Genomic DNA, 13,295 nt, shown 5'->3' with positions numbered 1-13,295 from the left:
TATTGGTCTTGCTTTTTTGATTCTATCCAAATTGGCATAATGACTTAATTCAAATATAAAAGGTCGTTTTGATACACTCAGCGACCGGTAGCACGGTGGCTGGGTTTATCGAAGCCACTACATTTGGACTATTCTCATTTCTAAAACCTTGTGACATACCCAAAATGAATTTTCGCCGTTCTCAGTCTTAAATCCTGCTCTTTAGATTTGCCCATTGCATACATCACTGTAAACATACCTACGCCAGTGTTTAGCATTGTTCCTATCCCACCTGAAAAGAGATACGAACTTGTGATTCTTAATATCGATTCCGACTTATAGCCTCCAAACTGAAAGAAAACAAAGGCGTTACTTCTTTGCTCGAAACGATAACGGTATTCAATTGTACTGAAAATAAACTCTGATGCGAAAATTGCCTCTTCGTCGAATCCGCGAATTGAGTACATCCCTCCTATTTTAAACAACTCGCTTGCCCAAAGTTTATCCTTGAATTTTAATGCTCCCGCCTCAATAGATGTTGCCAAAACATTTCTTGCAGACAATCTCCAGTACTTAACACAATGAGAATAAAGACTATAGATAGCATTCTTCGCCATAGTGGAATCCCTTTTTTGTCGGTTACCAACTTTTAGATTTATCTCAAACTCAACTCCTTTCGAGGGATTATACCAATTATCAACATTATTGAAAATATAGGCACCGTTATAAAAAACTGTTTTGGTATCAAACAGCGTCGTGTCTGTTGAGGTTAAAAAGCTGTTAGTCCGATAGTTAATCCCTGCTCTGAGTTGATTTAAACCTTTTAGGTGTATGATACCCGAAAACTCGTTGTCAGTGTTAATAAGTGTCGTATCCTTTTTTTGAATATTAATATTTGCGTATAACCCAAATGGCGAGCTGAACAGATACGGAAACTCAGATTTTACTAACAATGTCTGGCTCTTGTTTGCTGCACTTTTCCACGATAGATTTATAAATTCTCCTCTTTTAAAAGCATTTTGCAGTTTAAGCGATATATCGCCTGTTATCTGTAGCTTGTTGTCGGTCTCGGAAGTTGTAAAGCCAAGCATACCACCAAAAGAACCCGACATCTTTGCCTCAATTGGCAATTCAATAATCGCCCCTTGCGTTGAAAATCTGCTGATTAAGGGTGTTTTTAATTCAAGGAAACTCAACTTCTCGATTTTCTCCTCGACAGACATTAATATAACGTGATTGTAGAGATTGCCCTCTTTAATATCTAAGTAGTTGGTAATGTATCCCTTAGAAATTCTGGCTTTAGTGGGCAAAACAATGGTATCAATATAAACCGGAGAGCTATACCCATCGGTCTCGACATTACAGTCAATAATGTAATTATCAGCAACTTGTGGCGACAATTGCAACTTAAAAAAGGGGTAGCCAGTAGATACTTTCTTAAAAAGTATTGAGTTTAATATTCTCTCTAATCTCTTTAAATTAACTTTTTTGCCCTGCAACTTTTTTAATGCTCGCAAATCCTCTTTCAAAGAGTCGTTGAAGAGAAAATTACCCCACCTGTAAACCTCCCCTTTATGAAATGCTGTTGATACAGCACCCGAATCATTAAATATAGAATCAAACGATGCTGTTATAAATCCTTGATTATGAAGTCTTTCAATCCGTCTATCTATCTTTTTAAATTTAACGGTATCACTCTGAATTAGTTCAAAATTGTTATTTTTATTGTTCGGAAAACCCTGCACAGTAAGGCAAACGAAAAAGGTTAACAATAAAACAATGTAAATTGCTCTAACAGCTATGATATTTGATATTGATAACTTCATTAACCAATCATCTCGTGACAATTTTTATTTGTGATTAAAAAACCCGTGCTTTTTTAATGTTTCAAGGAGTTCTTCACTTTTTTCGATATTGCTGGCACGAGGGTATCTCCTTTCAGTAAAAACTAATGATAAGTTTTTAAGACCATTCTCCTCTACAATATTTTTGTAAAACTCTGAATTATCTTTCTCAAAGAACAGTTTTTCAATTGCTTGGGGAGAATAATCTTTATATTTCTCGTAGTGAACAACAGCATCCAAAGGTAGTCTGTCAGTCAGTGGAGGGTTTTCATCTGGATAACCTAAAACTATGGCAGTCAGAGGAATAACACCTTTGGGCAGTTCCAATATCTCAATAATTTTATCCACATTATACAGAACGGTTCCCAATATACAAATTCCAAGTCCGTTATTTTCAGCCTCTAAACAGATATTTTGTGACGCAAGCGTGGCATCAATAGTTGCATTTATAAACCAGAAAAAGTTGTCGTAAGAGACAGGGGCTTGGTTTAATTCACACCATTTGTGAAATCTGTTTACATCGGCGCAGATAGTAATGTGCACTGGTGCTTGCAACACCATATTTTGTTTAAAGTGAGTCTCCCACAGCTTCTCCCTTATCTCTTTGTCTTTGGTAACTACAACGCTGTATAACTGCATGTTACCAGTGTTGGAAGCCCTTGTACCAGCCTCTAAAATCTCTGTAAGAATGCTATCGCTAATAGCATCCGGTTTGAACTTGCGAATTGAACGATGTTTTGAAATTGTCTCTAACATATTATTTGTGTTTTTTGTTTGCAAATTTAATGAATTGTTGTATCTGCTAAAGTTAACTGAAATTTTGATTAAATGTTGTATGTTTGTTGAAAAAGATATTTGGATGGTTATTGCGGTGCATTCTGATTCTCAAAACTATTGCAATTTAAACTGGCTTTATAATACTTATATCCAACTAAAACCCCGCAGTTTCTGAAAAAAGAATTATTTTTGCTTTGCAAATAATACAATATACAATCATGCATAAGTCAATCACAGTTGCTTTTTTATTATTAATCTGTAACGTATCTTTCTCTCAAACTCAAAAAGTATCGACCAAATGGGATAATGGCAAAATTGCTTCTCAAGGGGTTACTCTAAACGGCTTTGAACATGGTAAATGGGAATATTTCGACCGCGAGGGCAGATTAATGCAAGAGATTGAATATGACCGAGGTGTTGCCAACGGTAAAATTACCTACTACTACAGAAATGGCAAAAAACAGAACGAGGGACACTTCTCGCAAGGAATACATGATGGCGCATTCTTTGAATGGTACGAAAACGGAAATCTAAAAAGCTCTGGACAATATGATTTTGCAATAAAAATCGGCTCATGGAAACAGTTCTACGAAAACGGCAAATTAGAAAAGGAGGAGTATTTTATTGATGGTCAGCCACGTATCATTACCGCAATATCAAAAAATGAGGATACACTTGTTTTCAACGGAAAGGGCTATTACAAAGGTTTTTATCCAAACGGGAAGCTATTGGAGGAGGGAGCTATTAATGACAGTTTACCTCAAGGCTTATGGATATTTTACTTTAGTTCAGGCGCAAAAAAAGAGGAGGGCACATTTACAAACGGCTTAAAGACAGGCACTTGGACTTCATGGTTTCCAAATGGCAACAAGCGTAGCACTATCAACAATCAAAATGGCGAGAACTGTGAATGGTTCGAAAATGGAGTGCAAGCAACCCAAGGCTACATCGAAAACGGCAAAAAAACAGGCGACTGGTCGTTTTGGAATGAAAACGGAACACTTATCAAAAAGGCAACCTACAAAGCCGACAAATACGATGGCAAAGTAATTACATATTATCAAACAGGGATTGAAAAAAGCAAGATTAATTTTATTGACGGTCGTATGCACGGTCACGCTCTGTGGTATTTTGAAGATGGGAAGACCGATATCGAGGGCAATTTTGCGGATAGCCTACAACACGGACACTGGATTTATTACCGCACAGACGGAGACAAAGGCAACGAAGGCGACTACAATAAAGGCGAATTAGACGGCAAATGGACTTGGTACTACTCCGGTAACAGAATGTGGAAAACAGGTTATTACGACAGAGGTATAAGGGTTGGACATTGGCTATATTTATATGAAGATAGCACAAAATTCAAAGAGGGCAACTACAAAAACGGCAAAGAGCACGGACTTTGGCAAACATGGTACGAAAACGGTCAACTAAATGTTAGTGGCTATTTTAAAAACGGTTTAATGGATAGCCTTTGGTCAGGTTGGTATGAAAACGGACAAAAATATTACGAAGTAAACTATACCGACCATGTCTTAAATGGCGAATCGAAATATTGGTACGATAACGGTAAATTAATGTCTGAAGAGAATTACAAAAACGGACAGCTTCACGGGATCTTTAAAACATTCCAGCACAACGGAAAAATAATCATGTCGGGAAATTACGCAAACGGTCTAAAACACGGCGAATTCAAGTATTTCGACCAACTAAACGAAAAGGTTGCCTTGCGCGAAGAGACATGGGTTAACGACAGACCAAACGGCACGTGGATAACCCGCCATAAGTACGGAAGCGTTGAAAGCATAAGGAATTTTCAAAACGGGAAGAAACACGGCTTACTACGCTTTACCGAACCAGACGGCACTATTGTTTACGAAGCCCAATATAAAAACGACAAGCTTGTAAAAACAATTGTCGATAAAAAAGACCCTGAAAAAGCAAAAGATAAAAGAAGAAGATAAATTACAGTTTTAACTACTGATAAACAAGACTTTATGATTCTTACAATAATAATTATAACATCTATTGTTTCTGCTTACGCATTTAGAGATTATAGCATAATGAGTAAATTGCAATTTAATGCATACCGCATTGTGCATAACCGAGAGTGGTACAGGCTATTTTCTCATGCTTTATTGCACGGAGGTTGGATACATCTAATAATCAACATGTTAGTACTCTATTCATTCGGTAATTTTGTTATATCGGCATTTGGCTACGTTTTTCAATTTATGAATGCCAACCTTTTATTTATATTGTACTATGTTTTTGCAGTTGCAATTTCGAGTTTATATAGTGTTAGAAAGCATCGTAACAACGTCTATTACAATGCTGTAGGAGCGAGCGGAGCAGTGTCAGCAGTTGTTTTTACTGCAATATTTTTTGAACCATATCAAATGATACTTTTTTTCGGGATTCTGCCAATTCCGGGGATAGTATTTGGAATATTATATCTTGTTTATAGCTACTATATGGCTAAAAAAGGAATAGATAACATAGGTCACGATGCGCATTTCTACGGAGCTATATTCGGACTTCTGTTTCCTATTTTACTTGAACCTAATTTGATAAAGTATTTTCTTAGCCGACTTTTACTTTTTAATTTATAAATAAGAGCATTAAATACTACAAACGTTAAAAAACAATCCAAAATAATGAAAGCTATTTTTTTAGATCGTGACGGAGTAATTAACGATAACAGCGAACACTACTACATATACAAATTTGAGCAGTGGACGTTCAACCCTGGAATTGAAAAAGTTTTAAAACATTTTTGTGATTTAGGTTACGAACTTTTTATTGTCAGCAATCAAGGGGGGATATCTCGCGGTATCTGCACCAAAGAGGAAGTGGAAACACTGCACAGCAAAATATTTGAAATTCTTGGTAGTAAAGGAATTAAGATTAGAGATATAGCCATTTGTCCACATCACAATTTGCTTGAAAACTGTTTGTGCCGAAAGCCCAAATCCTTGATGTTAGAGAAGTTAATAGCCAAACACAATATAGATATCGAAAAAAGCTGGTTTGTCGGCGATAGTAAAACCGATTTTGAGGCTGCAAACGCCATAAATCTAAAATCCATCATAGTTCCTGCCAATACCAATATATTTGAGTATATTGGACAGATAAAATAACTATCGCAAAAATGACAGAAAAGCCATTATTCGTATGCATTAATGGGGATATTGAGCCTGAAAAATCGTGGCTTTCAATACAAAATCGTTCTTTTAAATATGGTGACGGGATTTATGAAACCGTGCGAGCACGGGGTACTCGGATATTGTTCTTAAACGAGCACTATCAGCATTTGTGCGAAAGCATGAAGGCTATGAACATGGACATCGAGTCTCTACCGACAATTCAAGAAATAGAAAACGCTGTAAGTCGTCTGCTCTATAGAAATAAGTTTTTGGTAGCTTCAAGTTTAAGGTTTACAGTTTTTCGCAGTGGCGCAGGAGGACTTAATCCAGAATACAATAAGGTAGAATACTGTATTGAAGCATCTCCAATCGAAAAAGGAAAATTTGAACTGAACACCAAAGGTCTATCCGTAGGCATTTACAACGATAATCCTATATATCCCTCTGTAATATCATCACTTAAAACCACATCGGCTATATTGCGTGTTATGGCAGCTAATTATGCCTATAAAAATAATTTAAACGACTCTCTGTTGATAAACCATAAAGGAAATTTGGTTGAAGCGACATCGTCTAACCTCTTTATTTACAAAAACAAAATACTCTATACCCCACCTCTATCCGATGGTTGCGTAAATGGAATAATGCGAAACACAGTGATAGAGCTTGCACGTGAATCAGGAATTGAAGTTGTTGATAATCAGAGCTTAGCTCCACACGATATTGAAAATGCCACCGAACTGTTCCTTACCAATGCCACCAATGGAATACGGTGGGTTATTGCATATAAAAACTTTAGATTTTACAACCATTTATCAAAATCATTAATCTCACTGCTTAACAAAAAAACAGAGCTAAACAATTGATAATATGATTGATATAATAAATAGCGAACGAATTCCTATTAAACTATGGTTAGATGATGCCGACGAAGACACAATTAAGCAAGCCAAAAACCTTGCAAATCTTCCTTTTGCGTTTTCGCATATTGCGCTAATGGCTGACGCACATGTGGGCTTCGGAATGCCTATTGGTGGCATATTAGCAACGAAGGAAGTAATTATTCCAAACGCTGTTGGTGTTGATATTGGCTGCGGAATGTGTGCAGTTCAAACTAATATCGAACATATTGAAAATAAGCAGTTAAGGGATATAATGTCCATCATAAGAAGTAAAATACCGTTGGGTTTCAAATGGCATAAGCAAAAACAAGATCAAACTCTAATGCCTAAGCTTCCAAAACACACCATGATAACTCAAGAATACGAACAGGCGATGTTTCAATTAGGCACGTTGGGAGGCGGAAATCATTTTATTGAGATACAGAAAGGTAGCAACAATCGTATTTGGCTGATGGTGCATTCGGGAAGCAGGAATCTAGGTAAAAAGGTTGCAGACCACTACAACAAAGCGGCAAAAAGGATGAATAGCAAAACACCCGAAATTGTTCCTGCTAATTGGGATTTAGCTTATCTCCCACTCGATACTACTGAGGCTCAACACTATATAGATGAAATGAACTATTGCGTTGCATTTGCCTTAGCCAACAGAAAACTGATGATGGAAAGAGTTTGCGAATCTGTTGCTCAGGTTGTTAATAATGCCGCATTCGGTAGTCCTGTAGATATAGCGCATAATTACGCGGCTTTAGAGACACATTTTGGAGAGAAAGTTTGGGTTCATCGTAAAGGGGCAACTCGCGCACAGAAAGATGAAACTTGTATAATTCCTGGCTCACAGGGTAGTAAATCCTATATTGTAAAAGGTTTAGGAAACGAGCAGAGCTTTAAATCGTGTAGTCATGGTGCAGGCAGAAAACTTGGGCGTAAACAAGCAATCAGAACTTTAAACCTTAAAGAAGAGATTGAACTGCTTGAATCTAAAAACGTTATACACTCCATTCGTTCACAACGTGATTTAGAAGAGGCATCCAGTGCATATAAAGATATTGAGACTGTTATGAAAAATCAATCTGATTTGGTTAAAATTGATGTCGAATTAGAGCCTTTAGCTGTTATAAAGGGTTAACACAAAAAAATCGGACAAAACTTATCCGTAGTTTTGTCCGATTTTGTCTCAGAACACAAGGTTCTAGACATATGTAAACGCATATTCGCAAATTACATTCTTCTCTCTTTAATACGAGCTTTTTTACCAGTAAGTCCACGCAAGTAGAAAATACGTGCACGACGAACTTTTCCAGCTTTATTAAGTTCTATTTTCTCGATAAATGGCGAATTGGTGGGGAAAATACGCTCAACACCAATGTTACCACTCATTTTACGTACAGTAATAGTTTCTGAAAGACCAACACCACGACGTTGAATAACAACGCCTCTGTACTGCTGTATCCTCTCTTTATTTCCCTCTTTAATCTTGTAGTGTACGGTAATTGTGTCTCCTGCACGAAAAGCGGGGAAATCATTTTCCTGTTTAAAATGTTCTTTAACAACATTCATTAAGTCCATTTCGGTATAATTTATTGATTTTTAACATGTTCAATTGCAATATAGCGGACTCCTATGTTCTCGCCAGAGATTGCAATCGGAGCGCAAAGATACATATTTTTAATTAATTGCGCATAAAAGAGACATATTTTTTTTATTTTTACTAAAGTTTTACAAAATACTTAAACCATGCTAAATTTGCTAAATATAGATATTTTTATGTCACATTGTCATAAGAACACTCCTAACAGTTAACAAAAGTCCTATCAAATTTATGTCGGCATTTAATTTGATATGTTTACTATTTTCTATTTAGATTTCATTAATTTGCAAATAAACAATATCACTAACATATAACACTATTCAAAATGAGTTTTTTTAAAAAAATGGATATTTCAGAAAACACATCAAGTGGCCCTGCATCGGGTGATGCCCAAGAACATGTTCGCTGTTTGATTATTGGTTCAGGACCAGCAGGCTACACCGCAGCTATTTACGCTGCTCGTGCAAATCTTAATCCTGTTATTTATCAAGGTATTCAGCCCGGAGGTCAGTTAACTACCACAACCGAAGTTGAAAATTTTCCCGGATATCCCGAAGGCACAACAGGGAACAATCTTATGGAAGATTTGCAAAAACAAGCATTGCGTTTTGGTGCCGATTCTCGTTGGGGAATTGTTACAAAGGTCGATTTTAGCCAACACCCTCACAAAGTTTGGGTTGACGATAAAACTTTAATCACAGCCGATACAGTAATTATTGCCACAGGCGCAACAGCTCGCTATTTGGGTCTAGAGAGTGAGGAAAAATACAAAGGCTCTGGGGTCTCTGCCTGTGCAACTTGCGACGGTTTTTTCTATCGCGGAAAAGATGTTGCCGTAGTTGGCGGTGGCGATACAGCTGCAGAGGAGGCTTTATATTTAGCAAGTCTATGCAATAAAGTATATGTTATTGTGCGCAAACCATTTTTACGCGCTTCTAAAATAATGCAAGAGAGAGTTATGTCAACACCAAATATCGAAGTGCTTTTTGAACACAATACCAAAGAGTTGTACGGAGATAGCGTTGTCGAAGGTGCGAAACTTATTAAACGTATGGGCGAGCCGGACGAAACCATTGTTGATATAAAAATTGACGGTTTTTTCCTTGCAATTGGACACACTCCAAATTCTGACGTATTCAAACCTTATATCGAAACAGATGAAGTTGGGTATATTAAAACTAAAGGAACATCAACTTACACAAATATTCCCGGCGTTTTTGCATGTGGCGATGTTATGGACAATTCATACCGACAAGCCGTAACAGCGGCAGGCACCGGCTGTAAAGCAGCTATTGATGCAGAACGTTGGTTGGGTGAACACAAACTGTAAAAACGCTCAACCCTAAATTTTTTAATAATAAACGGAAAATTAAAAGGAAAAAAGTACAAGAAAAAGTGTTACAAACCCTAAAACTTGTGCCTTTCTCCTTTTAACTTTTAACTTAATTGTTAATTGCTCATCTTAAAAACTATAACATATTCTGCTGCAATATTCTCCTTATATCGATTAATACCGTCCCAAAAATCAAGTCCTAAAGCCTCAATAAGCCTATAGACAGCAGATGAAACATTTGTTTTGTAAAGTACAAGTTTCAGTTCGAGTTTTTGTCCTAATGGAATGCCATTTGCAGAGGAAGATTGAGTTTCTGTACCTCCTTTTGGAATATACGCATCGCTGAAATAGATAGTTGATGGAGATGAGTAATTTCTGATTGCACAACCTATAACACTTCCCGGTCCATTAACTACTGTAATATCATAACTATTTGGGGTATTATAGATGGTTATTCTTACATTTCCTATTAAATTATCAAAAACATAAGTATTTGATCCATTGTTTTGCAAAACATATACAGGTTCCTCTTTCACACAAGATGATGTGAGCAAAGTCAAAAACATAACAACTACAAATGATTGTATTTTTCTCATAATTGATTCATTTTAAAGTTAATATTTTGGCTCTTTGATTTTTGCAGTATGTTTTCACAAGTATCGTGCAAAAAAACAGTATCTACAAATTTACAATATTTATTGACAACCTTACCCCTATTTGCCATTTTTGATCAAAATAAAAGCCCACAAAATATTAAAATTCAGTGGGCTTTGAAACTGCTAACTATCTTATATTATTCTCGGCTTCCAAGTTCCCTGTCTAACATAAACAGCCCATTTTTACTATCACTTATCATCTCTAAACGAGTAACGATATCTGATGCACTTGCCTCCTCTTCAACCTGTTCATCAATAAACCAATTCAAGAAACTTTGGGTTGCATAATCTTTCTCAGCTATAGCTAAATCCATTAATTTGTATATCAATGAAGTAACATGTTTTTCGTGATTTAAGGTTTCTTTCATAACATCGAGAGGATTTTTCCATGTTGTTGGAACCTTTGCAATGGGTTTAAGTATAACTCTCGCTCCACGCTCATTAACATAATCGAAAAATTTGTAAGCGTGATCTTTTTCCTCTTCTGCCTGGAGTCTCATCCACTTTGCAAATCCTGTCAACCCTTTTTCTTCAAAATATGCACTCATACTAAGATACATATATCCTGACCATAGTTCGGCATTAATTTGTTCATTAATTGCACTTTCTAATTTTGACGAAATCATAATTTTCTATTTTTTAGTTAATTAGTTTAAAATTCATAGTTATATAAATATCTCCGGGATATTTAGTTAGTAACAAATATAGATAGATTTTGTTTATGCTAACTTGCTTTTCACAAAAATTTCTACAAACAAAAATAAAACGTTTTTCAGATAAAAGCTAAATACAGTTTGTACATCGGAATTAAACATTGTAAAATTTTATAAAGGAATGAAGTATTATAAAATTACATTTGGTATAAAATAGTTATATTTGCAGAAACCTTTGAGTAATGGAAAGTTTTGTTGTGTCGGCTCGGAAATACAGACCTCAGACCTTCAAGTCTGTGGTTGGACAATTAAGTATTACTCAAACTTTAAAAAGTGCTGTAAAAAACAATCAGTTAGCACATGCCTATCTATTTTGCGGACCTCGTGGTGTTGGTAAAACCACCTGTGCGCGGATTTTTGCCAAAGCCATTAACTGTTTCTCGCCAACAGAAGAAAATGAGCCCTGCAACCAATGCGAAAGTTGTGAAGCTTTTAACGGCAACCGCTCATATAATATCCATGAACTTGATGCCGCTTCAAACAATTCCGTCGAAGATATTCGCAATTTAATCGAACAGGTTAGAATTACTCCAAGAATTGGGAAGTACAACGTTTATATCATTGATGAGGTTCATATGTTGTCAACCTCGGCGTTTAACGCTTTTTTGAAAACATTGGAAGAGCCTCCTGCACACGCAATATTTGTTCTGGCTACAACCGAAAAACATAAAGTCTTACCTACAATTTTATCACGGTGTCAAGTCTTTGATTTTAACCGTATTAGGATTGAAGATACAGTAAATCATCTAAAACACGTTGCACAAAGCGAAAACATCAAGGCTGAAGATCAGGCGTTAAGAGTTATAGCTCAAAAAAGTGACGGCGGAATGCGTGACGCACTTTCGATATTCGACCAATTGGTGAGCTTTACCGGAGGAGATATAACTTATCAAAAAACCATTGAAAACCTAAATATTCTCGACTATGAATACTATTTCAAAGTCGTAGATTGTATTCTTGAGAATAAAATATCGGAATTAATGTTGATTTACGATGATATTCTTCGTAAAGGTTTTGATGGTCTGATATTTATATCGGGACTATCATCTCATTTTCGAAACTTAATGATGAGCAAAAATCCGACAACAGTTAAGCTGATTGATGCCGGTGCCGATATGGAGCAAAAATATTTGCAACAAGCAACAAAATGCTCCACGAACTTGCTGTTTGGGGCATTACAAAAGCTCCGAGAATGCGAATTTAATTACAAAACAAGCAAAAATCAACGGTTACACGTTGAGTTAACCTTAATGGATATCGGATTTTTTCAGTTTAATATTGAAAACAAAAAAAAAAAATCCGCAAAGGGTAAGTAGTTCAAAGACAGCTCATGTGCGCAAACCCGAAACGGTAAAACTTCCTCCAAAACCTCAATCACAGGTCAATATAAAAGCTACATTGACAGAGAGTAACAATGTAGTAGCAGAAAGTGGATCGCCTGACACATCAATGGTTGACAGCGATAGTGTACCACAAACACCTAAAGAGACTGTTTTTGACATTGCAAACTTATCAGAAACCTGGCTTGATGTAATAAAACCTTTTGAGGAGCAGACTCGACTTTACGTAGCTCTAAAAACATCGGAACCTGTTTTTGAAGCCCCGTCAACAATTAAACTTACATTTAAAAGTGATTCTCAAGTTGATTTAGTTAACGAAATCAAATCAAAAATTGAGAATGTTATTAAGCAGAAATACAACTTAGAAACTGTTGAATTAGAGTGGATTATTGATGAAGCTATCGACATCCCCAATGAACAAAAAAGCGGTGACGAGGTTTTTGAAATATTTGCCGAACGAAATCCCTCCTTCAAGAAATTAGCAGATTTGTTAAACTTAGATAACGGAAATTGAAAAAAATTGCTATTCAAGACACTTACGGAGAAAGATTTCAACACTGCTGGGGTTGTGGACCCAAAAATAAAGAGGGTTTACACATAAAAAGCTATCCCATTGAATATGGAGACAAATGTGTCTGCAAGTTTACGCCAGCTGACAAGTTTACAGGTGGCGTTCCGGATAACCTCTTTGGAGGTATGATGGCAGTTATCTTTGATTGCCATGGTACTGCTTCTGCGGCTTGGTTTGCCCATAAAAACAAGGGGCTTAAACTTACAAAAGATACTGTAATAGGTCGCTTTGTTACAGCAAAATTGGAAATTGATTTTAAAAAGCCGCTACCTATGAACGAAGAAATAACAGTTACATCTACTGTTGAAGAGATTGAAGAAAGAAAAGCCATAGTTAATATGGAAATGGAAGTAGGCGGAGTTGCTCATGCCAAAGCGAGGATGATTGCTGTAGCTGCAAAGGACGATATGTAAAAGTTAAAAGATATAAATCAAAAAAAACGG

At 36.3% G+C, this 13,295-nt stretch carries 14 protein-coding genes; 9 read left to right on the top strand and 5 right to left on the bottom strand.

All coding sequences use genetic code 11. The features are described from left to right. Window positions 1–140 precede the first annotated feature (140 nt). Together GX311_04320 and GX311_04315 are read right to left on the bottom strand one after the other, a co-directional pair. On the bottom strand, window positions 141–1,805 hold the full coding sequence (locus tag GX311_04320; protein ID NLK15604.1) for a hypothetical protein: 1,665 nt from the start codon (window positions 1,803–1,805) through the stop codon (window positions 141–143). 24 nt (window positions 1,806–1,829) lie between these two features. Continuing rightward, the gene (locus GX311_04315) at window positions 1,830–2,579 is read right to left on the bottom strand and encodes an NADPH-dependent oxidoreductase (GenBank protein NLK15603.1); all 750 of its coding nucleotides are present in this window, start codon (window positions 2,577–2,579) and stop codon (window positions 1,830–1,832) included. Window positions 2,580–2,818: 239 nt separating this feature from the next. Between GX311_04315 and GX311_04310 the strand changes: the two genes are divergently transcribed. Genes GX311_04310 through GX311_04290 form a run of 5 tightly spaced genes read left to right on the top strand, consistent with a single transcriptional unit; the run spans window position 2,819 to window position 7,777 of the window. Beyond that, window positions 2,819–4,567 (top strand): toxin-antitoxin system YwqK family antitoxin, encoded by a 1,749-nt coding sequence (locus GX311_04310; GenBank protein NLK15602.1) that lies wholly within the window; start codon window positions 2,819–2,821, stop codon window positions 4,565–4,567. 33 nt (window positions 4,568–4,600) lie between these two features. Continuing rightward, window positions 4,601–5,215, top strand: a complete 615-nt coding sequence (locus GX311_04305) for a rhomboid family intramembrane serine protease (GenBank protein ID NLK15601.1) — start codon at window positions 4,601–4,603, stop codon at window positions 5,213–5,215. A 45-nt stretch (window positions 5,216–5,260) separates the two neighbouring features. Further along, on the top strand, window positions 5,261–5,743 hold the full coding sequence (locus GX311_04300) for an HAD-IIIA family hydrolase (GenBank protein ID NLK15600.1): 483 nt from the start codon (window positions 5,261–5,263) through the stop codon (window positions 5,741–5,743). Window positions 5,744–5,754: 11 nt separating this feature from the next. Further along, window positions 5,755–6,615: a 4-amino-4-deoxychorismate lyase gene (locus GX311_04295; protein ID NLK15599.1), complete on the top strand. Its 861-nt coding sequence runs from the start codon at window positions 5,755–5,757 to the stop codon at window positions 6,613–6,615. Between the two features lie 4 nt (window positions 6,616–6,619). Then, on the top strand, window positions 6,620–7,777 hold the full coding sequence (locus tag GX311_04290; protein NLK15598.1) for an RtcB family protein: 1,158 nt from the start codon (window positions 6,620–6,622) through the stop codon (window positions 7,775–7,777). A 92-nt stretch (window positions 7,778–7,869) separates the two neighbouring features. On the opposite strand, the gene rplS is transcribed toward GX311_04290, so the two are convergent. Next, entirely contained in the window at window positions 7,870–8,217 is a 348-nt protein-coding gene (rplS, locus tag GX311_04285; protein ID NLK15597.1) for a 50S ribosomal protein L19, read from the bottom strand. A 365-nt stretch (window positions 8,218–8,582) separates the two neighbouring features. Here rplS and trxB point away from each other — a divergent pair, with 365 nt between their 5' ends. After that, window positions 8,583–9,569: a thioredoxin-disulfide reductase gene (trxB, locus tag GX311_04280; protein NLK15596.1), complete on the top strand. Its 987-nt coding sequence runs from the start codon at window positions 8,583–8,585 to the stop codon at window positions 9,567–9,569. Window positions 9,570–9,688: 119 nt separating this feature from the next. Here the strand turns inward: trxB and GX311_04275 are convergent, their stop codons facing one another. Beyond that, the gene (locus GX311_04275) at window positions 9,689–10,168 is read right to left on the bottom strand and encodes a hypothetical protein (GenBank protein NLK15595.1); all 480 of its coding nucleotides are present in this window, start codon (window positions 10,166–10,168) and stop codon (window positions 9,689–9,691) included. Window positions 10,169–10,365: 197 nt separating this feature from the next. Then, entirely contained in the window at window positions 10,366–10,854 is a 489-nt protein-coding gene (locus tag GX311_04270; GenBank protein NLK15594.1) for a ferritin, read from the bottom strand. Between the two features lie 269 nt (window positions 10,855–11,123). Between GX311_04270 and GX311_04265 the strand changes: the two genes are divergently transcribed. Genes GX311_04265 through GX311_04255 form a run of 3 tightly spaced genes read left to right on the top strand, consistent with a single transcriptional unit; the run spans window position 11,124 to window position 13,265 of the window. Further along, window positions 11,124–12,257: a DNA polymerase III subunit gamma/tau gene (locus GX311_04265; GenBank protein ID NLK15593.1), complete on the top strand. Its 1,134-nt coding sequence runs from the start codon at window positions 11,124–11,126 to the stop codon at window positions 12,255–12,257. A 16-nt stretch (window positions 12,258–12,273) separates the two neighbouring features. Further along, on the top strand, window positions 12,274–12,795 hold the full coding sequence (locus tag GX311_04260; GenBank protein NLK15592.1) for a hypothetical protein: 522 nt from the start codon (window positions 12,274–12,276) through the stop codon (window positions 12,793–12,795). Then, window positions 12,792–13,265 (top strand): thioesterase, encoded by a 474-nt coding sequence (locus tag GX311_04255; GenBank protein NLK15591.1) that lies wholly within the window; start codon window positions 12,792–12,794, stop codon window positions 13,263–13,265. The genes GX311_04260 and GX311_04255 overlap by 4 nt, the downstream gene beginning before the upstream one ends. The last annotated feature ends 30 nt before the right edge of the window (window positions 13,266–13,295 follow it).

Source organism: Bacteroidales bacterium, assembly GCA_012519055.1.
Classification (GTDB): domain Bacteria; phylum Bacteroidota; class Bacteroidia; order Bacteroidales; family Salinivirgaceae; genus JAAYQU01.
Note: the sequence above shows the minus strand (reverse complement) of the source record. Positions and strands in the feature narration are given on the sequence as shown.

Coding starts and splice junctions, on each gene's coding strand:
- GX311_04320 (NLK15604.1), bottom strand. CDS start 1,805: ATGAAGTTATCAATATCAAATATCATAGCTGTTAGAGCAATTTACATT.
- GX311_04315 (NLK15603.1), bottom strand. CDS start 2,579: ATGTTAGAGACAATTTCAAAACATCGTTCAATTCGCAAGTTCAAACCG.
- GX311_04310 (NLK15602.1), top strand. CDS start 2,819: ATGCATAAGTCAATCACAGTTGCTTTTTTATTATTAATCTGTAACGTA.
- GX311_04305 (NLK15601.1), top strand. CDS start 4,601: ATGATTCTTACAATAATAATTATAACATCTATTGTTTCTGCTTACGCA.
- GX311_04300 (NLK15600.1), top strand. CDS start 5,261: ATGAAAGCTATTTTTTTAGATCGTGACGGAGTAATTAACGATAACAGC.
- GX311_04295 (NLK15599.1), top strand. CDS start 5,755: ATGACAGAAAAGCCATTATTCGTATGCATTAATGGGGATATTGAGCCT.
- GX311_04290 (NLK15598.1), top strand. CDS start 6,620: ATGATTGATATAATAAATAGCGAACGAATTCCTATTAAACTATGGTTA.
- rplS (NLK15597.1), bottom strand. CDS start 8,217: ATGGACTTAATGAATGTTGTTAAAGAACATTTTAAACAGGAAAATGAT.
- trxB (NLK15596.1), top strand. CDS start 8,583: ATGGATATTTCAGAAAACACATCAAGTGGCCCTGCATCGGGTGATGCC.
- GX311_04275 (NLK15595.1), bottom strand. CDS start 10,168: ATGAGAAAAATACAATCATTTGTAGTTGTTATGTTTTTGACTTTGCTC.
- GX311_04270 (NLK15594.1), bottom strand. CDS start 10,854: ATGATTTCGTCAAAATTAGAAAGTGCAATTAATGAACAAATTAATGCC.
- GX311_04265 (NLK15593.1), top strand. CDS start 11,124: ATGGAAAGTTTTGTTGTGTCGGCTCGGAAATACAGACCTCAGACCTTC.